The organism is Leeuwenhoekiella sp. ZYFB001 (genome assembly GCF_011784865.1).
GTDB lineage: Bacteria > Bacteroidota > Bacteroidia > Flavobacteriales > Flavobacteriaceae > Leeuwenhoekiella > Leeuwenhoekiella palythoae.
Map to the genome: position 1 here is coordinate 1,122,607 of NZ_CP050460.1, position 22,123 is coordinate 1,144,729.

General features: G+C 40.5%; 23 protein-coding genes. 13 read left to right on the plus strand and 10 right to left on the minus strand.

Translation table 11 applies throughout. The annotated features are described in order from the left end of the window. Positions 1–21: 21 nt before the first annotated feature. Positions 22–1,497 (minus strand): S41 family peptidase, encoded by a 1,476-nt coding sequence (locus HCN54_RS04955; protein WP_167596789.1) that lies wholly within the window; start codon positions 1,495–1,497, stop codon positions 22–24. Between the two features lie 111 nt (positions 1,498–1,608). Here HCN54_RS04955 and HCN54_RS04960 point away from each other — a divergent pair, with 111 nt between their 5' ends. From HCN54_RS04960 to HCN54_RS04985, 6 genes are all read left to right on the plus strand, one after another. After that, positions 1,609–2,118 carry an RNA polymerase sigma factor gene (locus HCN54_RS04960; RefSeq protein WP_167596790.1) on the plus strand — a complete coding sequence of 170 codons (510 nt, stop codon included), beginning with the start codon at positions 1,609–1,611 and terminating at the stop codon, positions 2,116–2,118. Continuing rightward, positions 2,105–2,542, plus strand: coding sequence for a hypothetical protein (locus HCN54_RS04965; protein WP_167596791.1), 438 nt, complete (start codon positions 2,105–2,107; stop codon positions 2,540–2,542). Before HCN54_RS04960 ends, HCN54_RS04965 begins: the two co-directional genes overlap by 14 nt. A 16-nt stretch (positions 2,543–2,558) precedes the next feature. After that, positions 2,559–3,083: a DUF4252 domain-containing protein gene (locus tag HCN54_RS04970; RefSeq protein ID WP_240924949.1), complete on the plus strand. Its 525-nt coding sequence runs from the start codon at positions 2,559–2,561 to the stop codon at positions 3,081–3,083. Between the two features lies 1 nt (position 3,084). After that, positions 3,085–3,621, plus strand: coding sequence for a DUF4252 domain-containing protein (locus HCN54_RS04975; protein WP_167596793.1), 537 nt, complete (start codon positions 3,085–3,087; stop codon positions 3,619–3,621). Positions 3,622–3,757: 136 nt separating this feature from the next. Beyond that, entirely contained in the window at positions 3,758–5,854 is a 2,097-nt protein-coding gene (gene pta, locus HCN54_RS04980; RefSeq protein WP_167596794.1) for a phosphate acetyltransferase, read from the plus strand. 20 nt (positions 5,855–5,874) lie between these two features. Next, positions 5,875–7,056 carry an acetate/propionate family kinase gene (locus HCN54_RS04985; RefSeq protein ID WP_167596795.1) on the plus strand — a complete coding sequence of 394 codons (1,182 nt, stop codon included), beginning with the start codon at positions 5,875–5,877 and terminating at the stop codon, positions 7,054–7,056. A gap of 182 nt (positions 7,057–7,238) precedes the next feature. Here the strand turns inward: HCN54_RS04985 and purB are convergent, their stop codons facing one another. Then, complete coding sequence (purB, locus tag HCN54_RS04990) at positions 7,239–8,579, minus strand: adenylosuccinate lyase (RefSeq protein WP_167596796.1); 1,341 nt, start codon at positions 8,577–8,579, stop codon at positions 7,239–7,241. Positions 8,580–8,667: 88 nt separating this feature from the next. After that, positions 8,668–9,213, minus strand: coding sequence for a hypothetical protein (locus HCN54_RS04995; protein WP_167596797.1), 546 nt, complete (start codon positions 9,211–9,213; stop codon positions 8,668–8,670). A 39-nt stretch (positions 9,214–9,252) separates the two neighbouring features. Between HCN54_RS04995 and HCN54_RS05000 the strand changes: the two genes are divergently transcribed. After that, a complete protein-coding gene (locus HCN54_RS05000) occupies positions 9,253–9,726 on the plus strand; it encodes a heme-binding domain-containing protein (protein WP_167596798.1) in 474 nt (157 codons plus the stop codon). On the opposite strand, the gene HCN54_RS05005 is transcribed toward HCN54_RS05000, so the two are convergent. Continuing rightward, positions 9,695–10,375, minus strand: a complete 681-nt coding sequence (locus HCN54_RS05005) for an SIR2 family NAD-dependent protein deacylase (protein WP_167598840.1) — start codon at positions 10,373–10,375, stop codon at positions 9,695–9,697. The genes HCN54_RS05000 and HCN54_RS05005 overlap by 32 nt on opposite strands. A 136-nt stretch (positions 10,376–10,511) precedes the next feature. On the opposite strand from HCN54_RS05005, the gene HCN54_RS05010 reads away from it, so the two are divergent. From HCN54_RS05010 to HCN54_RS05020, 3 genes are all read left to right on the plus strand, one after another. Continuing rightward, on the plus strand, positions 10,512–12,842 hold the full coding sequence (locus tag HCN54_RS05010) for a hypothetical protein (RefSeq protein ID WP_205881698.1): 2,331 nt from the start codon (positions 10,512–10,514) through the stop codon (positions 12,840–12,842). A gap of 67 nt (positions 12,843–12,909) precedes the next feature. After that, positions 12,910–13,566 carry a TrmH family RNA methyltransferase gene (locus HCN54_RS05015; RefSeq protein WP_167596799.1) on the plus strand — a complete coding sequence of 219 codons (657 nt, stop codon included), beginning with the start codon at positions 12,910–12,912 and terminating at the stop codon, positions 13,564–13,566. After that, positions 13,563–13,823: a CBU_0592 family membrane protein gene (locus tag HCN54_RS05020; RefSeq protein WP_167596800.1), complete on the plus strand. Its 261-nt coding sequence runs from the start codon at positions 13,563–13,565 to the stop codon at positions 13,821–13,823. Before HCN54_RS05015 ends, HCN54_RS05020 begins: the two co-directional genes overlap by 4 nt. Here HCN54_RS05020 and HCN54_RS05025 read toward each other — a convergent pair. The 3 genes from HCN54_RS05025 to HCN54_RS05035 form a co-directional block, all read right to left on the minus strand. After that, the gene (locus HCN54_RS05025; RefSeq protein WP_167596801.1) at positions 13,820–14,614 is read right to left on the minus strand and encodes a carboxypeptidase-like regulatory domain-containing protein; all 795 of its coding nucleotides are present in this window, start codon (positions 14,612–14,614) and stop codon (positions 13,820–13,822) included. The genes HCN54_RS05020 and HCN54_RS05025 overlap by 4 nt on opposite strands. A gap of 75 nt (positions 14,615–14,689) precedes the next feature. Further along, entirely contained in the window at positions 14,690–16,495 is a 1,806-nt protein-coding gene (locus HCN54_RS05030) for a DEAD/DEAH box helicase (protein ID WP_167596802.1), read from the minus strand. Between the two features lie 182 nt (positions 16,496–16,677). Beyond that, the gene (locus tag HCN54_RS05035; protein WP_167596803.1) at positions 16,678–17,250 is read right to left on the minus strand and encodes a non-canonical purine NTP diphosphatase; all 573 of its coding nucleotides are present in this window, start codon (positions 17,248–17,250) and stop codon (positions 16,678–16,680) included. 103 nt (positions 17,251–17,353) lie between these two features. On the opposite strand from HCN54_RS05035, the gene HCN54_RS05040 reads away from it, so the two are divergent. Continuing rightward, entirely contained in the window at positions 17,354–17,935 is a 582-nt protein-coding gene (locus HCN54_RS05040) for an NTP transferase domain-containing protein (RefSeq protein WP_167596804.1), read from the plus strand. A 37-nt stretch (positions 17,936–17,972) separates the two neighbouring features. Beyond that, on the plus strand, positions 17,973–18,647 hold the full coding sequence (rpiA, locus tag HCN54_RS05045; RefSeq protein ID WP_167596805.1) for a ribose-5-phosphate isomerase RpiA: 675 nt from the start codon (positions 17,973–17,975) through the stop codon (positions 18,645–18,647). Positions 18,648–18,712: 65 nt separating this feature from the next. On the opposite strand, the gene HCN54_RS05050 is transcribed toward rpiA, so the two are convergent. Further along, the gene (locus tag HCN54_RS05050) at positions 18,713–19,600 is read right to left on the minus strand and encodes an SDR family oxidoreductase (protein ID WP_167596806.1); all 888 of its coding nucleotides are present in this window, start codon (positions 19,598–19,600) and stop codon (positions 18,713–18,715) included. A gap of 128 nt (positions 19,601–19,728) precedes the next feature. Between HCN54_RS05050 and HCN54_RS05055 the strand changes: the two genes are divergently transcribed. Further along, on the plus strand, positions 19,729–20,097 hold the full coding sequence (locus HCN54_RS05055) for a winged helix-turn-helix transcriptional regulator (protein ID WP_167596807.1): 369 nt from the start codon (positions 19,729–19,731) through the stop codon (positions 20,095–20,097). 124 nt (positions 20,098–20,221) lie between these two features. Here the strand turns inward: HCN54_RS05055 and HCN54_RS05060 are convergent, their stop codons facing one another. Continuing rightward, positions 20,222–20,638, minus strand: coding sequence for a rhodanese-like domain-containing protein (locus tag HCN54_RS05060; RefSeq protein WP_167596808.1), 417 nt, complete (start codon positions 20,636–20,638; stop codon positions 20,222–20,224). 53 nt (positions 20,639–20,691) lie between these two features. Then, positions 20,692–22,107 (minus strand): MBL fold metallo-hydrolase, encoded by a 1,416-nt coding sequence (locus HCN54_RS05065; RefSeq protein WP_167596809.1) that lies wholly within the window; start codon positions 22,105–22,107, stop codon positions 20,692–20,694. Positions 22,108–22,123 lie beyond the last annotated feature (16 nt).

Here is a 22,123-nt window from a genome sequence, read left to right on the forward strand (position 1 = left end):
AATTATTGCGGAATATAAGATTTATTTTACATAATTAGGCAGGGCTTCAATATACATACGTTGATAGGTCGCCGTTTGGTTTTTACGCTCTCCAAAAGTTTCAAATACTGTACCAGACTTATTCTTAGAAGCATAGCTTCTTCCTAAGATCTGATCAAGCGCCAGGCTCAATAGTGGCTCATCTGCTTCTCCTAGAGTACCCAGATTTGAAATGTCTTCTCGCAACTCAAAATCCGGTGTGATCCCGGCAGGCGGTCCTACTACACCATTCGCATTAGCATATGTATATACCAAAGGTTGAATTGCATAAAAATGTCGCGGATTTAATGTTTCATCGTTTCTGCGGAAAGTCTCAGAGTCGTAAAGCGTTATCGAAGCCTGAAATTTACCTACGGTGGTGGTACCTACGGTTTGCACGTCAATATAAGGTTGCAATCCTATAATCGTCAACTCACTCGCCGAAGCGGTGCTTCCGGTTCCTATAACAAATAAACGGGACAAGTTAAGACTGTTAATCGCGCTTCCGTCAGAGATGGTATTGTCAAAACGATCGATTAAAGATTCAGGATCATCAGCTTCAAACGCCGCTTGAATTTCCGGATTCCATTGCTGTTGAGTGATAATTTTGCCATTAAACTGACCCGTGATCATTGAAGTCAAATCAATCGCAGTTTCTACTGAACCTCCACCGTTATAACGCAAATCTAAAACTAGATCAGTAACACCATCTGCCTGAAATTGTGCAAAGGCGGCATTAAGATCACTATCAAAATTTCGGCGATAGGCATTATACATTAAATACCCTATTTTGCTGCCATCAATGTCTAGTGTTTTGGCGATAAACACCGGATTTTCGGTGTATTCTTCTTGAACAAGATCAATGGAAACACCCGTAGGCTGTAGGTCTTCGTTGCTGTCAAATTCGGCTAAAACAATCGTATAACTGTCAAGATTAAGCAATTCGCGTGATCTGGCGCTTAATGAATAGGTACCATCACCATTTGCAGTAGTGGTAAGTCGCTCAGCATTGATGGTGTTAAATAACATTCCGCGGGTTACGCCATTTTGAGATGCCGAAGTGTTGGGCATTACATAACGCACGTAAGCAAATGCAAAGTTAGAATCGTTGCGATCAAGAGCTAGTCCGTAATCTATTCCTGAAGTTTTAGTCACTCCGGCAAAACTGTTTTCTAAATCACGATAATCGTCACTTAGAAAACTAAAACGGTCAACATCTGCAACCAGACCGTTGTAAAAAAGATCTTCAGGTCCTGCAAAGCCTGACAAATACGTATTAAGGTCAGCAGTGCTTTCAAAAAAAGTATTGCCTAACTGAGGTATTTCAGGTTTATAGAGGTAATACAACTGCATCCCGTTATAGATAAAATTCTCTATTTCGAGTTCAGCTAATGGAGCGAGTTCGTCATCGCGGTCCTTACTACAAGAAGCGAGTATAAGTAGGGTCAGCAATGTAAGCGATAGGGTAATTTTTTTCATTTCAGCAATTTACTAATCAACTCTAAATTTAGCGGTATTATTGTATTTATACTTTTTAATGTAACAAAATTTATAGTGGATCGTCATCCTTGTAACTAACCGCTAGTAAGAATGAATCAAAAAGAGTTTTTAGCACAGGTAACTCCTATTCAGGATCGGCTGTATCGCTTGGCAAAGCGTTTGCTGGTCTCTGAAGATGAGGCACAAGATGCCACTCAAGAGATTCTTATCAAACTGTGGTCTAACCGTAAGAAGATAAAAAAGTTGCGCAGTATTGAAGCTTTTGCGGTAACGATGACTAAAAATTATTGTTACGACAAGCTCAAAGCAAAAAGCAGTAGCAATTTGCAGCTAGTGCATAGCAATTATGAAGATCAGCATTACAATACGGTTAAAGCCAGTGAAAATAATGACAGTGTAAATTGGGTACTGAAATTGATGAAAGAATTACCCGAGCAACAACGATTAATTTTACATATGCGGGATGTTGAACAATATTCTAATAGTGAAATTGCCAAAGAATTAGATTTAAATGAAACAGCGGTACGTGTTACGCTGTCTAGAGCTCGAAAAACAATACGCGAACAATTGTTAAAAAAACACAACTATGGAATTAAATAAAATAGAACAACTGCTTGAGCTTTACTTTGAGGGGGAAACGACCTTAGAGCAAGAAGCACAGTTGCAGGAGTACTTTACTAGTGATAAAGTGGCTCCGCATCTGGCAGAGTACGTGCCCATCTTTGGGGCTTTTGCCAAAGCTAAAGAGGAGGGCTTCGATCGTACCATAGTACTGCCGGAAACAAAAAGATCCTGGCGCTGGGTGCCTGTGGCCGCAAGTATCATCCTATGTGTAGGACTCTTTTTAACCTTTAATCAAAAGCAAGCTTCTGAGAACGACTTGGGTACTTATAAAGATCCTGATGTAGCAGCCTTAAAAACAAAACAAGCGCTGTTTATGATGGGTAACTTTATGAATAAAAGCACCGGTCAGCTTGATAAGCTAGACACTTTTGAAGAAACCGCCAATGAAATTAAAAAATAATCAAAATCAAAAAACGATGAATAAATTAGTAATTACTCTAATGTTAATAGGCTTAAGCCTTAGCACTTATGCTCAAAAGAGCTTTGACAGATTTGAAGATATGAAAGACGTGACCTCATTGGTCATGAATCAAAAGATGTTCAAATTGCTAGGAAAGATGGATCTTGATTCTAACGATCCTGAAATGAAAAATTATATCGATATGGTCAATAGCCTTGAAGATATAAAGTTATTTTCTACTAAGAATGCTAATGCAGCAAAAGCGATGAAAGCAGAATTTAGTTCATATAAAGCAAGCGAAAAGCTAGAGCAACTTATGAGCGTGAAGGACGATGGTAAAAACGTGAATTTTTACTACAAGCCAGGCAAAAGCGATGACTTTGTAAGCGAATTTTTAATGTTTATTGACGGAGAAACTAATGATGACGATACCGTTCTTATCAAGATCACCGGAAATATAGACCTTAAAGAAATCGGCAAAATTGCCAATAGCATCAACTTTAAGGGAAGCGATGAGTTGAAAAACGTAAAAGTCAATTAAGATGAAACTATTCAAATTTAGTTTGCTGATTGTAGTTGTTGCGACGTTGATGAGCTGCAATAACCAGCAGTCTTTGCAAGAATATTACATAGACAGTAAAGAAAACGACGACTTTATTATGGTTGATCTGCCTACCAGTTTGATCAGTCCTAAGAGTGAAACGCTTTCACCTGAACAAAAAAAGGTGATAGCGTCAGTAAAGAAAATTAATTTGTTGGCATATTCGCTTAAGGATACTGCTTTTTATACTTCGGAAACCGGAAAGGTAAAAGCAATTTTAAAAGGAGATCATTACGATGAGTTGATGAAGCTGGGTAGTACCGAACAACGTATGCGTATTTTTATCAAAGGAGACGAGGACGCAATTGACGAGGTGGTGGTTTTTGCTCAGGATAACAATAAAGGTTTTGTTTTAGCTCGTGTTTTAGGAGATGACATGAACGTAGCAGATATGGTACGCTTCGCAGAAACGATGGATACAAGCAGTGCAGGATTAAACACCGGCCAGTTTGAAGGTATAATGGATGTTTTCAATTAGTGAAAATCCAAAGTAGATAGTAAAAAGAGCTCTAAAGGAGCTCTTTTTTTTATTTAGAATTAGTTTAAACAATGACTTAAATCAGGTTCTTCTTTGCTTATGAAATCGTAATTTTACACAAACAATTCTCCTCTCCATGAATAAAGGTATTTATATCGCGACACTCGAACCCAATAGCGGGAAATCTATTATTTCACTAGGTTTGATGCGTACGCTTTTAGGTAAAACTGCAAAGGTGGGTTATTTTAGGCCTATCATTGATGATAGCAAAAGCACGGGTAAAGATAATCACATCAGCACTGTGCTTTCTTTTTTTGATATCAAGCTTGATTATGGAGATGCCTATGCGTTTACCAGCAGCCAACTGATCAAAAAACGGAATAAAGGGAAGTCTGGTGAAATTCTTGACACCATTATTACGAAATATAAAAATCTCGAAGATCGTTTTGATTTTGTGTTGGTAGAGGGTTCAGACTTTACAGGAGAAGGAAGCGTTTTTGAATTTGATACGAATGTTCTTATCGCTAAAAATCTTGGACTGCCGGTGATCCTCGTTGGAAGTGGCGTAAATAAAACCGAAGATGAACTTATGGGCAGTTTGCAGATTGCCTATACTTCTTTTTTAGAGCGTGATGTTTCGGTGTTAGCGGTGGTTGCTAACAAGGTTCAGGAGGAAAATTTAATGGTGGCTAAAAATGGCCTTAGCAACTTTTTGCCGGATTCGGTTGAAGTTTTTGCGATTCCATATACCGAAAAATTAGCGCATCCAACTATTAAAGAGATTGTTGAAGAATTAGATGGTGAAGTTTTATTTGGTGCTGAATTTCTTGATAATCAAACCGGAAATTTCGGTGTGGGAGCGATGCAACTGCGCAACTACTTAACGCATCTTAAACAAGATAGTCTGGTGATTACGCCCGGAGATCGCGCCGATATTATTCTTGGTGCGCTTCAGGCAAATATTTCTACCAATTATCCGCGTATTTCAGGGATCATCTTAACCGGTGGACTCAAGCCAGAAGAACCTATTTTACAACTTATTCAAGGACTGTCGCAAATTGTTCCGATCGTTTCGGTAAATGACGGAACGTTTTCGGTGACCAACAGAGTCGGGAATATTAAATCTAAGATTTACGCCAGTAGTAAACCAAAGATCGAAACCTCGCTAACGGTGTTTTCTAAAGAAGTTTCTTTTGATAAACTCATAGAGCGTTTGATCAATCTTAAACCAAAAGGAATCACGCCAAGAATGTTTCAATACGGACTGATGAAACGCGCGCGTACGGCTAAAAAACATATCGTGATGCCAGAAGGTACTGATGATCGTATTTTAACCGCTGCCATTCAATTGGTAGAGTTAGATATCGTTCAGATTACGTTGCTTGGCGAAATTGAAAAAGTCAAAGAAAAAGCCGTTCAACTAGGTTTAGTCTTAGACTTAGAAAAAATTACAGTTATCAATCCTGTACAATCTGAACAGTTTGATGATTACGTAGAAACTTTTTACGAGCTGCGTAAACATAAAAACGTGAATCGTGATATCGCCCGGGATTGGATGGCTGATGTTTCGTACTACGGTACGATGATGATCTATAAAGGCCACGCCGACGGGATGGTAAGTGGTGCGGCGCATACGACGCAGCATACGATCAGACCGGCGCTTCAGTTTATTAAAACCAAGCCGGGTGTTTCGGTGGTTTCTTCGGTGTTTTTTATGTGTCTTGAGGATCGCGTATCAGTATTTGGAGATTGTGCGATTAACCCGAATCCTTCGGCTACAGAACTGGCTGAGATCGCTATTTCTTCCGCAGAAAGCAGTCTCGCTTTTGGTATAGAACCTAAAATTGCAATGCTCTCGTATTCTTCCGGTACTTCCGGGAAGGGTGCAGATGTTGATCGCGTACGGGAAGCTACCGAAATTGTAAAAAAAGAACGTCCTGATCTTAAAATCGAAGGGCCTATTCAATATGACGCCGCCGTTGATGCTGCTATTGGGAAAAGTAAATTACCCGATTCTGAAGTTGCGGGCCAGGCAAGCGTTTTGATTTTCCCTGATTTGAATACGGGTAACAATACGTATAAAGCGGTACAGCGAGAAACCGGCGCTTTGGCGATCGGTCCAATGTTGCAAGGGCTCAATAAACCGGTGAATGATTTGAGTCGCGGTTGCACTATTGAAGATGTGTTTAACACCGTGATCATCACTGCTATCCAAGCGCAAGGTTTTAACTAATTTCCAATAAAGATTTTTAAATGAATATACTCGTAATCAACTCCGGAAGCTCTTCGATCAAGTTTCAGCTTATTCAAATGCCCGAAACGCATGTCTTGGCTAGTGGAGTGGTAGAGCGCATAGGCATCGAAAACGGAAGCATTTCCTATAAAACCAAGACCGCAGATTTTTCTGAAAAGGTAGATATTAAAGATCACGCTGAAGGACTTCAAAAAGTTGCAAGTCTTTTAATGAGCACAGAAATCGGAGTTATCAAGAGTGCTGATGAAGTGGATGCGGTGGGGCATCGCGTGGTACATGGCGGAAAGCAGTTTACCAAAACCATAAAAGTGAACGATGAGGTTAAAGCTAACATTAAGCGCTTGTTTTCACTGGCTCCTTTACACAACCCTGCGAATTTAACCGGAATAGAAGTCGCAGAGCAGTTATTTAGTAGAGCGCCGCAAGTCTGCGTTTTTGATACCGCCTTTTTTGAGAGCATTCCACAGAAGGCGTATCAATATGCGATTCCGCAACATTTGATGGAAGAATCACGCATTCGCGCTTATGGCTTTCACGGAACCAGTCACAAGTATGTGAGTAATAAAGCCCTTGAATATCTTGATAATCCATACGCTAAGCTGATTAGCATTCATTTAGGAAATGGCTGTAGTATGACCGCGATTAAAGACGGTAAGGCCATTGATACTTCGTTGGGTTTTGGCCCCGCAAACGGACTCATTATGGGTACAAGGGCCGGAGATATTGATCAAAGTGTGGTGTTTTTTATGCAAGAACATTTAGGCTATTCTGTCAAAGAAGTCAGCGATTTGCTTAACAAAAAAAGTGGAATGCTAGGTCTTACAGGCCATAGCGATTTGCGTGATATTGAGGCTGCAGCAGCTTCTGGAGATCGTACTTGTGCGCTTGCTTTAGATATGAACGCGTATCGAATCAAAAAATACATCGGTGCGTATGCGGCTGCTTTAAACGGTCTGGATGCTATAGTATTCACCGCCGGAATAGGAGAGAATAGTAGTACGATACGCAGCAAAGCCTGTAAGGATATGGATTATTTAGGTATTGCTCTAGATGAAAGTTTAAATGGCCAGCGTTCTAAAAATTTACGCGAAATTCAGGCTGAAGCATCTAAAGTGAAAGTACTGGTAATCCCCACAAATGAAGAATTAGAGATCGCCAATCAAGTATATGATTTGATCTAAATAAAAACGAGACGCAGCTTATTTGCGTCTCATTTTTATTAAGTTGATGATCAAAATCAGAAAAATAAGCGCTAAAACTATAAGCACCGGTGTTTTTGTAAGTATTCCGGTGAGTCCTGCGATGAGTATTCCTGCGTAAAGCAGTACTACCAGAACTAGATTTAGCGAAAATTTATACTGCATTAAATACCGGTATAATTAGCCGGAGTAATCGCTTTTAACTCGTCTTTAATTGCGCTACTCACCTCTAAAGTTTCTATAAAAGCATGCATAGAATTCTGGGTAATCGCCTCATTGGTACGTGTAAGTCCTTTTAGAGCCTCATATGGATTTGCGTATCCTTCTCTACGTAAAATAGTCTGGATCGCTTCAGCAACCACCGCCCAGTTATCTTCAAGATCTTCAGCAAACTTACTTTCGTTAAGCAATAATTTGTTCAAGCCTTTTAAGGTGCTTTGTAAACCTATCAAAGTATGCCCGTAAGGCACGCCAATATTTCTTAAAACCGTACTATCTGTAAGATCTCGTTGTAATCTTGATATAGGCAATTTTGCCGAAAGATGTTCTAAGATCGCATTGGCGATTCCTAAGTTTCCTTCGCTATTTTCAAAATCAATAGGATTCACTTTATGCGGCATCGCGGAAGAACCTACTTCACCTTTTTTGATCTTCTGCTTAAAATATTCCATAGAAATATATTGCCAGAAGTCGCGGTTTAGGTCAATCAGAATCGTATTTATACGCTTTACCGAATCAAACAAAGCCGCCATATGATCGTAATGCTCAATTTGTGTAGTAGGGAAGGAGTGATGCAACTTTAGTGTCCCGTTTACAAAAGAATGTCCAAAAGCTTTCCAGTCAATTTGTGGATACGCCACGTGGTGCGCGTTGTAGTTTCCGGTTGCGCCACCAAATTTTGCAGCACTTGGTACTGCTTTTAAAAGTTTTATTTGCTCCTCAAGACGTACGATGAATACTTGAATTTCCTTGCCTAAACGGGTAGGAGAAGCCGGCTGTCCGTGTGTACGCGCAAGCATAGAAATACCATCCCACTCATCTGCAAGTTGTTTGAGATGATCTACAACTTCTAAAAGCTGCGGAAGATAAACGTGATTAGTGGCGTCTTTTAAACTCAGCGGTATAGCCGTGTTATTGATATCCTGAGAGGTCAGACCAAAATGAATAAACTCTTTAGATTCGTTAAGCCCTAAAGCATCAAATTTTTCTTTGATAAAGTATTCTACCGCCTTTACATCATGGTTGGTAACGCCTTCAATTTCTTTTACTTTAAGCGCATCTTCGGTAGTGAAGTCTTCATAGATCGCACGCAGTTTAGGATACGTTTCTTTAGGAAATTCGCTAAGCTGTGGCAGCGGAATTTCGCAAAGCGCGATAAAATATTCTATTTCAACTTTTATGCGGTACTTTATAAGCGCTTTTTCTGAAAAGTATGCGGAGAGCGCTTCGGTTTTACTGGCATATCTACCGTCTATAGGTGATACGGCTTCTAAAGATAAAGACATAATTGCTTTTTGGTTAAAAGCGCAAATATACACAGCTCATTGGTAGCAACAAACGAGAAACTACAAGAATGTAGCCAGAACGCAGCAGCTAGAGTAGCGCCAGGATTTTTGAAGCTCTCGACTTAAAAGCAGCGGTACTGTTTTCAAATTGAAGCGTTAATTGGGCCTTGAGCTCCGGTTTTATCCAAGGTTCGGTGTCCCCCAAATTATAAATGCTTTGCATTGCAAAAACCTTGACAGCGACTTTTTCGTCGTTTATTAGCCAATCAAAGCATCGGGTAATCAGTTGCTGTTGCTCTTTTTTGTTCAATGCTATAGAATTATTTTTTGTGTGAGCAATGGTTAAAAGTTCGCAGCTTTTAGCCAAGATTCTCGAGACCGTTGCGATGGTATTGCGGTCGAGAACCTCAAGAAACTCCTTTAAATAAGGCTTAAGCAAAGTAATATCTTTTCTGAGGGCGATGTCCAGACCGTAAGCGGCGTTGGTGGCTATAAGCGGATCTTGTTGTTGTATCAGTTTTAGCGAAAACTCTATGTAGTTGGGATTGTTGAGTATTCTGTTTCCTAAAGCTTCACGATCCTTCAGTCGGGCAGAAATCAATGCAACTTCATCTTTCCATTGTTTTTCGGTCATAACTTTATAGCCTGATTAGAGTAGTTTAAAAATAACATTATGATTTGGATTAGACGTCTGTTAGTTCTCGCCTTGATTGCTCTTGTATTGATTCAATTTATTCCAATCAACAAAAATGAAGGAGGATACGAATCGCTAGAACCTTTTTTAAAAGAGACAAAACCAACCGCTGAAGTAGCGGTACTTTTAAAACGTGCGTGCTACGATTGCCATAGCGATCAAACGGCCTATCCCTGGTATGCTCACGTGGCGCCTGCAAGTTTTTATCTTGATGAACATATAAAAAATGCTAAACAACGGCTCAATTTTTCAGAATGGGAGCAGTATTCCGCAAAGCGGAAGAACCGGAAATTGAATCAAATTATTGAAGCACTAGCGCATAAAACGATGCCGCTAGAATCTTATACTTTAATTCACACCGAAGCGCAACTAGAAACTGCTCAAACCGAAGTATTGCTCAACTGGGCCACCACGGCCAGACTTAATTATTTAGGAGCTGCGTTACCACAGTAGGAACACCTGTGGAAGCCTTTTCGGCATAGACCTTTAAATTGGATTGTGAGTGAATATTGGGTTTGGGATCTATAAAAAAGATCTGTGCATCAGGCTTGGCATAGTTGATCAAAGATGCAGCAGGGTACACCTGCATTGAAGTTCCTACAATAAGAATATAATCAGCTTGAGCCGTTAACGCAGCAGCGGTATCTAAAAGCGGCACCATCTCACCAAACCAAACAATATGCGGCCGCAGCTGACTTTTTTTAGGACAGAGATCCCCTTCCTTGATATCTTCATGCCAATCGAGAACCAGATGTTCGTCTTGAGTACTTCGGGCTTTTAGAAGTTCGCCGTGCAAATGAATCACAGACGAGCTTCCGGCGCGTTCATGTAAATCGTCAACATTTTGAGTAATGATATCCACTTTAAACGCGTGCTCAAGTTTTACTAAAGCGTGATGCGCAGCATTAGGCTGTACTTCTTTTAACTGCCTTCTACGCTGATTGTAGAAGTCAAGTACAAGAGTTCTGTTTTTATGCCAACCCTCAGGACTTGCCACTTCCATAACATCATGGCCTTCCCAAAGTCCGTTTGCATCTCTAAAAGTTTTGAGACCGCTCTCGGCGCTGATTCCCGCACCAGTAAGTACAACGATTTTTTTCACGATAGCAATTTTCATCAAAAATAATTAACATTTCGGAAAACCCAAAAGTTAAACTATTCGTAATTATTATAGCCTTAAAATGTGTTTTGATAAATTTTAAGGGTTAATAATTAATAAATAATCAAAAAATTCATTTATGAAGAAGTTTTATTTTTTGCTATTTGTCGCGCTAATCGCAGCATCCTGTGATAATGATGACGATAGCCTTGACGTGATTCCCGGAGAATCTACCGGAAACACTACAACCTATGATCTAAGTGCTGTGGCTGACCCAGACGTTAGCGGGACAGTAACGTTTAGTGAGAAAACAGATGGCTCTACAGACATCAGTATTCTGCTCTCAACACCTACCGAAGGTTCCCATCCTGCGCACATTCATTTGAACACGGCAGCAGAAGGAGGTGAGATCGCAATCGATTTAGAAGCCGTAGATGGCCCTACCAGAAGAAGCCTTACCAATGTTACACAAACTAATGCGGGTACTGCGGTTTCGTATGATGATCTGATCGACTTTGACGGTTACGTCAATGTACACGCAAGTGCAGATGATCTGGGTACATTATTGGCCCAGGGAGATATTGGTCAAAATGATCTTACCGGAACTACAAAATCTTATGATCTTGTAACTAAAGATGTCGAAGGAATTAGTGGTACTGCTACATTTTCTGAACGTATAAACGGCGAAGCGCTGTTAGAAGTTATGCTTGATGGAACCCCTGATGGTGGGATGCATCCGGGACATATTCATAAAAATTCTGCTGCCGAGTCAGGTGAAATAGCACTTACCTTAACGACTCTTGACGGCACCACCGGAATGAGTAAGACCAATATTAGTGCACTGAATGACGGGACGCAAATAGGTTATGCCGGGATTTTGGATTACGACGGTTATATCAACTTCCATTTGAGTGCAGATGAGCTGGCGACTTTAGTTGCTCAGGGGGATATTGGTGAAAATGAATTGACCGGAGATACTAAAGAATACGAACTGATGACTAAAGATGTTGATGGCATCAGTGGTACGGCAACGTTTGCTGCGCGTAAAAGTGGAGCAGCATTGGTAACAGTTATGTTAGACGGAACCCCTGATGGCGGAATGCACCCGGGACATATTCATCTTAATTCTGCTGCGGAAAGTGGAGGAATTGCTAAAACCTTAACCACTCTTGACGGAACTACCGGAATGAGTGTTACGCATATCGAAGCCTTAAACGATGGTACCGAAATTGGCTACGACGGACTCTTAAATTTTGACGGTTATATCAACTTCCATTTGAGTGCTGATGATCTGGCGACTTTGGTGGCTCAGGGCGATATAGGTGCTAACGAGTTGACCGGAGATACTAAAGAGTATGAACTGATGACTAAAGATGTACCCGGAATTAGTGGTACGGCAACGTTTGCTGCGCGTAAAAGTGGGGCGGCCTTAGTTACGGTAATGTTGAATGGAACTCCTGATGGCGGAATGCATCCGGGACATATTCATTTAAATTCTGCTGCGGAAGGTGGAGGAATCGCCAAAACCTTAACCACGCTTGACGGAACTACCGGAATGAGTGTTACGCATATCGAAGCCTTAAACGATGGCACCGAAATTGGCTATGAAGGTCTTATAGACTTTGATGGGTATATCAATTTTCATCTGAGCGCAGATGATTTGGCAACTTTAGTGGCTCAAGGCGATATAGGTGCTAACGAGTTGACCGGAGAAACTAAAGAATATGATCTGATAACTAAAGATGTTCCCGGAATTAGTGGTACGGCTACGTTCGCTGCACGTAAAAGTGGAGCAGCTTTGGTAACGGTGATGTTAGACGGAACACCTGACGGTGGAATGCACCCGGGACATATTCATTTTAACTCAGCAGCAGAAACCGGAGGCATTGCTAAAACCTTAACCACGCTAGACGGCACCACCGGAATGAGTGTTACGCATATTGAAGCTTTAAACGATGGTACCGAAATAGGTTATGAAGGTCTTCTAGATTTTGATGGTTATATCAATTTCCATTTAAGTACAGATAATTTGGCTACGCTAGTGGCTCAAGGTGATATAGGTCAAAATGAACTTACCGGAGAAAGTATGAGTTATGATCTAGGAACAAAAGACGTACCCGGTATTAGCGGTACGGCAACTTTTGAAGAGCGCCTAAGCGGTGAAACACTTGTAACTTTAGATATTGAAGGGACACCCGTTGGCGGAATGCATCCTGCGCATATTCACGCAGGTGCCGTAGCAGATGCACCCGGTGATATTCTAATCACTCTGGCTACTGTTGACGGATCGTTAGGAATGAGTCAAACTCATGTTGCAGCTTATAACGCAGCAGACGGAACCGCTAATGGTGGTGCCGCAATTACTTACGATGAATTAATTGACATTGATGGTTATATCAATGTGCATTTAAGTGCAACTGAATTAGCAACTATAGTTGCTCAAGGTAACGTAGGTGCAAACGCGCAGTAAGTAAATTTTTAATTCTTAAATATAAACCCGGCCATTTATTGGTCGGGTTTTTATATTTTCGGCGGTTATGAGTGAGGATTTAATCAACTATTTAGAAACCTTTTTAACCCCACGCAGGCAAGACTTGTTTCAGCAGGTTATAAAAGAACGTACACGCTTTTTAACGGTTGTTATTGAAGATGTTGGGCATCTGCATAATACAAGTGCCGTTATGCGTAGTTGCGATGCTTTTGGTGTTCAGGATGTGCACGTGATCGAAGAATTAAAAGGCAAGCGTATAGATAGAGAAATCGCGATGGGCGCTCAAAAATGGACGAGCGTTAAGCGTTACGATGCTACAAAAGAAGCTTTAGCTCAATTGAAGCAGCAAGGGTATCGCATTGTCGCAACCACGCCGCATCATACGGCTCATAAACTAGAAGATTTTAAACTAGATCAGCCTACTGCACTTTTCTTCGGAAGTGAAAAAGATGGTCTCACAGAAACGGTGATCGAGGTCGCTGATGAATATATTTATATTCCGACTTATGGCTTCACACAAAGTTTGAATATTTCGGTTTGCGCTGCCATTTTACTTCAGGAGTTAACGCATCGTATGCGCAATTCTACTTTGGATTGGCAATTAAAGCCAGAGGATATAAAGGAAATCAAAACACTTTGGCTACATCGTAATCTAAAAGACTATGAAGCTTTAGTAAAGAACTATAAAGCAGAAAAAGAATGAATCTAGTAGATTGGTTAGGTGCTATAGGAGTTTTTCAGATATTACTTGCATACATTTTAAATGTTACAGGCAAGATCACACCAGAAAGTTGGAGTTTTATTCTGCTTAATTTTATAGGAGCAACCATCGCTTGTACTGCAAGCGTTCTGCTAGATTATTTGCCGTTTGTGATTCTTGAAGGCGTATGGGCACTCACTTCACTAATAACGTTGATCAAGAAGATCATTTCTCCAAGAAATAAAAATCTTGAAGTTTAGCGATCCCTATTAAGCACTTTGTATTCTTCGTAGCAGCTGCTTAATGCATCTAAAATCTGAAGGTCATTGGCGGTTTTTACAAAGCTTTCAGAATAATCACAACGTCCTAAGATCGCTTCAATATCCTCGCGTGGGATTTGAAGTAAAGCAGATAGCGTTTCGCGATCAAATTTAGTAACCAGAAGATCTCTAATATTATCATCTTCTTTCATCTGACGCAATTTTCGCATTTGCGAACCTTTGTTTGAAAATACTTTGTTGAGAAAATCAGCCGGATTGAATATTGCACTCATTACCTTGTCAAAAGCTCCGGGTTGCGAGTTCCCCGCTTCATAGACGCTTTCTAAGCCCGAAATACTATACCGCACGTTTTTGTATACCGGTACATTTTTAGCATCGATCTCAAGATATCCTGTAAGCTCAACATCTTTTACAACTACTTCCTCAAGTGCGATACCTGTTTCAGTCATTTTAACTTTAACATCCCCAAAACGCTTCCAGTCATTGGTTACGCGCACTTGAAGACTTTTAAAACCTAAAAACGAAAAATATAAGGTATCTGTTGAAGTTGCTTTGATTCTAAACGTTCCATCAGGTTTGGTGATGGTTCCTTTTACCGTATTTAGGTTAATGATGTTAACGCCTTCCAGCGGTTCTTCGGTAGAAGAGTTTAAAACGGTTCCTTCTATAAATGAGGCTTCTTCCTGTTGCGCTGAGGTAGGGGTGGTTTCCTGAGCAAAAATGTAAACAGGTGCTGCGATTAAAAGCAGTAGAAATAGGATTTTTTTCATAGAGGATGCCAATTTAGAAAAAGAGACGGAAAAATCATACCAAACGTGACAAATCCGTCTCCTTTTTTTCAATTATTATCGGTCTCTTCTTCGGCGTTTGCCTGAAAACGGACTTTTATTCTCTTTTTTGTTCGGTTTGCTTTTTCCGCGACGTTCACCAGAGCTTTTAGACTTACCTCTAAACCCGTTATTGCTATCGCCTTTTTTGCTACGACCACCGCTAAAGCCATCATCGTTTCTTCGGCCTTTGCCTTTTCCGCCCCGTTTGCGTTTACCGCCGCCACCGCCACCGCGTGTGTCTTTGGTGATCTCTACATGAATCTGTCTTCCTTGAAGTTTAAAATCTTCAAACAGCGCAAGAATAGTGTCTTTATGTTCTGTATCTGTATTAAAGAAAGAGAACGAATCTTTACAATCTACTTTATAAATTCCGTCACCAAGACCTGTAGTTTCCTTAAGGAAATCTTTCAGATTCATCCAGTCGAAGCCATCCTTGGAGCCCACATTGATGAAATAGCGCGTAGATTCTCCTGATTCTTCTTTAAGGTCTGCCTGAACGGCAACATTAAGATCTTTAGCTTTCTGATAGTAATTGAAGAAACGCGTAAATTCTACTGAAAATACCTTCTTGATAACCTCTTCACGGCTCAATCCTTCTAATACTTCATTGATGCTGTATAAGTACGGATTGATCTCTTCGTTGATCTTGGTATTACGAATGTCATTCGCCAAGTGCATCAACTGTACTTCGCAAATTTCCATCCCTGTCGGAATTTCTTTCTGTGTGAATTTCTTATTGATGATCTTTTCTAAAGTTCTGATCTTTCGCATCTCACTTTTAGAAACGATAACCATCGAAATTCCGGTTTTACCCGCACGACCGGTACGACCGCTTCGGTGGGTGTAGGTTTCGATCTCGTCAGGCAACTGGTAGTTGATCACGTGAGTTACGTCGTCAACGTCAATTCCACGTGCAGCAACATCCGTAGCAACCAGCATTTGAATTTGACGATTACGGAAACTTTTCATCACCAGATCACGCTGGTTCTGACTAAGATCTCCGTGAAGCGCCGAAGCATTATAACCGTCTTCTATAAGGTTTTCTGCAACTTTCTGCGTGTCTCTTTTGGTACGACAAAAGATCACCGAGAAAATCTCAGGATTCGCATCAGCAAGACGTCTTAATGCTTGATAGCGATCTCTGGCGTTTACCATATAGTATTCGTGAGAAACATTCTCAGCACCCATATTTTTGGTACCTACTGTAATCTCAATAGGTTTTTTCATAAACTGCTTAGCGATCGCAGCTACTTCCTTAGGCATAGTTGCTGAAAACAACCACGTCTTTTTATCTTTTGGGGTGTCAGCAAGAATAGTGGTGATGTCTTCATAAAAACCCATATTAAGCATTTCATCAGCTTCATCAAGCACACAATAATCTATACCGGTAATGTCAACCATATTGCGGCGCATCATATCCTGCATACGCCCCGGAGTTGCAACAATAATCTGAGCACCACGACCTATCTGGCGCGCCTGCTCTTGAATGTTAGCTCCACCGTAAACTGCTACGGTATTTAAGCCTTTAACAAACTTAGAATAGTTTTTAAGTTCGTTGGTGATTTGTAAACAAAGTTCGCGGGTAGGCGAGAGGATCAAGCCTTGGGTATTGCGGTTGTTTACATCAATTCTTTGAATAAGCGGAAAACCAAATGCGGCCGTCTTACCCGTTCCTGTTTGTGCGAGGGCCACGACATCGGTCTCCTCTCTAAGTAGGACCGGGATGGCTTTTTCTTGCACTTCTGAAGGAGCTGTAAAACCCATATCGGTTACAGCTTGCAAGATGGCATCATTAAGTCCTAACGCTTTAAATGTACTCATATAAAAAAATTATCTCAAATCATCGTCGATTTAAGAGGGCGCAAAGATACAGTTAATTGGCGTAAGAATAAGAGATTGACTAAATTGATTTAAATAATTGTAAATCAAAAATTTAGCAACTTGTTTTGGCTTGATTTTAAGAAGTGTTAACTCCTTGTAAATGAGTAAACCGCGAGTTAAGCTTAGTTTTTTAAAAAATTGAGTAAGAGTTGAGTAGCTTTTCCTCGATGTCCGATCTTATTTTTTTCAGAAAGTGGCATTTGAGCAAAGGTTTGCTTGTAACCCACAGGTTTGAAAACCGGATCATAACCAAAGCCGCCCGTTCCGGTCCTTTGTAGTGTAATTTCACCTTTACAAATACCTTCAAAATTGTGCTCCTCTCCATTTAAAATCAAGGTGATTACAGTTTTAAAATGCGCTTTTCTTGTGGGCGCATCTGTGAGTGCTTCTAAGAGTTTGTCAATATTGTCTTCTGCGTTTTTTTGCGGACCCGCATACCTTGCGCTGTACACTCCGGGTGCGCCATCTAAGGCATCAACCTCTAAACCGGTATCATCAGCAAAACAATCAAAACCATAATGTTTTTTTACATAGCGTGCTTTGATCTGCGCATTACCTTCAATAGTTGCGGCATCTTCAATAATATCTTCTGTGCAGCCAATATCAGTTAAACTTTTCAGCTGAATTTCCGAAGGCATAAGCGCCTGAATTTCTTGGAGTTTATTGGCATTATGTGTGGCAAAGACTAAAGTCATGGGCTTTGGTTTTAAACGAAGCAAGTTAAGTAAATGCTTAAATTTTGAAGAAGTTTTCGTGAGCAACTGAAACGCTACGGTTAAAATAAAGTATTTTAGAACTATGAACATCGCTATTCTAATTCTTGCTGGGGGAGCTGCCTCGCGTATGGGAACTGTAAAGCAAAACCTAGATTTTAATGGAACGACCCTGCTAGGAAATGCCATTGATCAGGCGCTGGCTACCGGGATGCAAAATGTATATTGTGTGCTAGGGGCTCATTTTCAAACAGTAGCAAATAGCATTCAAGATACGGCTGTAACCGTAATTGAAAATAAGAATTGGAAAAACGGACTGGGTAGTAGCATCGCTTGCGGAATAAAAAATGTTGAAGTGAATAATTTAGACGCCGTGTTGGTGATGCTTGCTGATCAACCTTTGATTGATGCGGAATATTTAAAGCAGTTAATTCAAACCGCAACTGAACATCCCCAGAGCTGTGTAGCTTCAGACTACGGAAAAAAAAATGGAGTTCCTGCCGTTTTTCCGAAGCAGTATTTTAAAGAATTAGAGAGACTTTCTGGTGATCAAGGAGCAAAAGAACTACTCAATAGCCCTGCCACATCAGTGATCAAAGTTGATGCTCGTGATCGCGTTTGGGATATAGATACTCCTGAAGAATATGCTCGATTGCTAAAAAAATAACCCTATTTTTAAGCTCAAATTTTCATAAGCTAAAACAATGACTGCTGATCAGGAAAAAAAGCAAGCCGCACTTGAGGCGGTAAAACACATTAAAGATAATATGGTTGTAGGTCTGGGTACCGGCTCTACGGCTAAGCATATGATCGAGGCGGTGGGCAAACTGGTCGCCGATGGAATGAACCTTACTTGTGTACCCTCGTCTGATGCTACCGAAAAACTTGCAAAACAGCTGGGGATCAAAATCGTTGCGCTTGACGAAATTGAAAAAATTGACATTACCATTGATGGAGCCGATGAGTTTGACGGCGATTTTCAGCTTATAAAAGGAGGCGGCGGAGCTTTACTACGCGAAAAAATTCTAGCTTGGAATACCAAGTATAATATTATTATCGCAGATAGCAGTAAAGACGTAAAAAAACTAGGAGCCTTTAAACTTCCTGTGGAAGTGATTCCGTTTGCGACGAAGCAAATAGTAAGCTTTTTAAAGGATGAAGGTTTACAGCCTGTTCAGCGAATGAAAGGCAATGACCCATACCGTACTGACGAAAACAATAATATCATTGATATTGATATTTTCAAGGTTGATGATTTAAAAGCCTTAGAAATAAAGCTATTAAAAGTTCCCGGGATTGTAGAAACCGGACTTTTTCTAGATACGACTTCCTTGATCATCGTGGGTAAAGAAGGCGGCCCTGAGATCAAAGAGCGCTAGGTTTAATCATTATGAAATTAAAAGAGCTGTCCTTTTTAAGACAGCTCTTTTGGAATAAGTCCGGTCTAAGCGTACACTTCGCTTAGGAAGCTTTTTAAAGTCTGAGGTTTTCTGCCTAGTAATTTTTCGAGATCTTTTATTTCAGAATCAAATTCGCCTTGCGCGATTCCTAAAGAAAAAGAAAGCATCATACCAATAGCATCTTCGGGAACTCCGTAAGTAGTCATCGTAGTTTTAAACGTCTCAAGATCAGGAGAAACATAACTTATTTCTTCTCTGGTAATCTCGCTCAAGATAGCAGCGATTTTAGTAAAGTCAACTGCTTCTAGACCATCAAGTGTATAGATCTTATTTTGGTGCGCTTTGTGATTTTTTAATACAAACGCACCTGCTTCAGCTAAATCGTTACGAGACGCAAAGGCGGTTTTGCCATCCCCCGTAGGTAAGAATACCGTTTTACTGTTTAGTAAAGATTCTTTGTCGCCTAAAAACATCGGTACTACCTCTGTGTATAAATTGTGTCTCAAAATGGTATATAGCATTTCTGATTCTTGTAACCATTTTTCGGTTTTGATGTGTGCATCCATAACAGCCGCAACAGGAGATTCTGGGCTTTCGACTTTACGACCTGCGCTTGTGTAAATCACGTGTTTGATCTTTGCCTTTTCAGCAGCTTCGATAACATTCTTATGCTGAGCGTCTCTTGAAAAAATATCATTTGCGGATACAAAATATAGAACTTCGATTCCTTGAAATGCTTTGGTCAAAGCATCGGCATCGTTGTAATCTGCTATACGTAAATCGAAGCCCTGAGTTTTATATTCTAGGGCTTTTTCGCTTTGCGCATCTCTTACTAGGACCGCGATCTCGTTTGGGTTGACATCTTTAGAAAGTGCTTTGATAACACTACTTCCTAAACCTCCGGTTGCCCCGGTTATTAAAAACGTACTCATTATTTTTATTTTTGGTTATTAACTAACTTTTGGTAAGCAAAGATAAAACGTATCTTTGACCAATGGAAGAACTTACGCTTGCGTAGTCAACTAACATTAAAGTAAGTAATGTTGAAAATGAACCTGTTATGAGCGAAAAATCTTTAAACTTTTTTAGTGATGCCGAAAATTGCCCGGTACGTAATGTGATGGATCGATTTGGTGACAAATGGTCTACCTTGGTATTATTGCTGCTTGAAGACCAAGGAGTCATGCGGTTTAATGAATTACATAAAACCATAAAATCAGTGTCTCAAAAAATGCTTTCAGTCACTTTGAAAAGCTTGGAAGCAGACGGACTGATTCTTAGAAAACAATACCCCGAAATTCCACCTCGGGTTGAATATCGACTTTCAGAGCGCGGACAATCGCTTATTCCGCATATTCAAAGTTTGGTGGCGTGGGCCAATCAACATATGCCTGAAATAAAAAAATCAAGAGCCTCTTATACTTCTTAATAATATTTTGATCTAAAAGATTTCAGCCTTAGGATCGTAACTAAAAACGGCTCAAAAGCTATTTGCTTTGAGCCGTTTTATATTGGTTATTCTTCTGTTAACAGCTAAAATAAAACGTGATCGTTTACTGATGATTTTTCTCTGTCGCTTTCGTTTCGCTTGATGAAGTCCAATTGAGATAACCACCTTCAAGATCATAAATCGCTTTAAAACCAAGCTCCTGCATAAGCATTGCAGCTTTTCCGCTGCGATTTCCAGAGCGGCAGTAAATGTAAACCGGCTTTGATTTGTCAAGCGTTTCTATTTGCTCTTTAAAGGTTTCAGGTTCCAAGACATTCATATTGACCGCACCTTCGATCTTGCCCGCTTCAAACTCTTCCGGTCTACGTACATCTACCAACTGAATATCTCTTTTTAAGTTTTCGGAATTAGTCTGAATGCTTGCTTCAAACAATTCTTTACTGAGAATAAAGTGATTGCTTTCTTGGGCAAAAACATCAAGACTCATTAAAAACATAGATAGAAAAAGGATGGTTCTCATAACGTTCAGAAATTAGTTGGTTTTAAGTGCTTCTGGGCTCGTCCAGAGGTGATTTATTTCAGCGTTGAAGGACAAACGTAATTGGTTCTTTTCAATTCAGTTTCTTTAATTGCTTTGTAGCCTCCTTTTACATCAATTAAATTATGAATTCCGCGACTTTTTAAAATACTTGCTGCGATCATACTGCGGTAGCCTCCTGCACAATGCACGTAAAAAACTTTATCTGAAGGAAACTCAGTCAAGTGCTTGTTGAGAAAATCCAGAGGAGTGCTTTGGGCAACTTCAAGGTGTTCAGACTCAAATTCGCCCGGTTTGCGTACGTCAAAAATCGGAGTAGCAGCATCAGATTGCACTGCTTCTTCAAGATTTGAGGCTTCAACAGAGGTTACGGTATCAATTTCTTTTCCTGAAGCTTTCCAGGCTTCAAAACCACCCTTTAGATAGCCTAAGGTTTGATCAAAACCTACACGAGATAAACGGGTAACGGTTTCTTCTTCACGTCCTTCTGGTGCTACCAAAAGTATAGGTTGGGCAGTATCTGCAATTAAAGCACCAACCCAAGGAGCAAAACTTCCGTCAATGCCAATAAAAATAGAACGTGGAATGTGGCCCTTTGCAAAATCTGCTGCTTTACGTACATCTAAGATCACGGCGCCGGTCTCATTTGCGGCAGCTTCAAACGCTTCGGGAGTTAGTTGTTGTGTGCCGCGTTCCAGTACCTCGTCAATATGATCGTAGCCCTCTTTGTTCATTTTCACGTTGAGCGGAAAATAGGAGGGAGGCGGAAGCAAACCATCAGTCACTTCTGCGATAAATTCGTCCTTGCTCATATCGGCACGCAGCGCGTAGTTGGTTTTCTTTTGGTTACCCAAAGTGTCCACCGTTTCTTTGCTCATATTTTTACCGCAAGCAGAACCTGCACCGTGCGCAGGATATACGATAACCTCATCAGCCAGTGGCATAATTTTATTGCGAAGGCTGTCGTATAAATAACCGGCAAGATCTTCTTGTGTGAGTTCTTTTGCTTTTTGAGCGAGATCCGGCCGTCCTACATCTCCCAAGAATAGGGTGTCTCCGCTAAAAATCGCGTGATCTTTCCCTTCTTTATCTTTAAGGAGGTAAGTGGTACTTTCCATAGTGTGACCGGGAGTATGAAGTACTTTTATCGTTACTTCACCTAAAGAGAATTCCTGATTGTCTTTAGCGATCACAGCGTCAAAAGCCGGGTTTGCATTTGGCCCGTAAATGATCTGTGCGCCGGTTTCTTTAGCGAGTGTTACGTGACCACTCACAAAATCTGCATGAAAATGAGTTTCAAAAATATATTTGATTTTTGCATCTGCGGCTTCAGCTTTGTCAAGATAGGGTTTTACCTCTCTTAACGGATCTATGATCGCAACTTCACCATTACTTTCTATATAGTAAGCACCTTGGGCTAAGCAGCCGGTATATATTTGTTCAATTTTCATGACTTTATAATTTCAA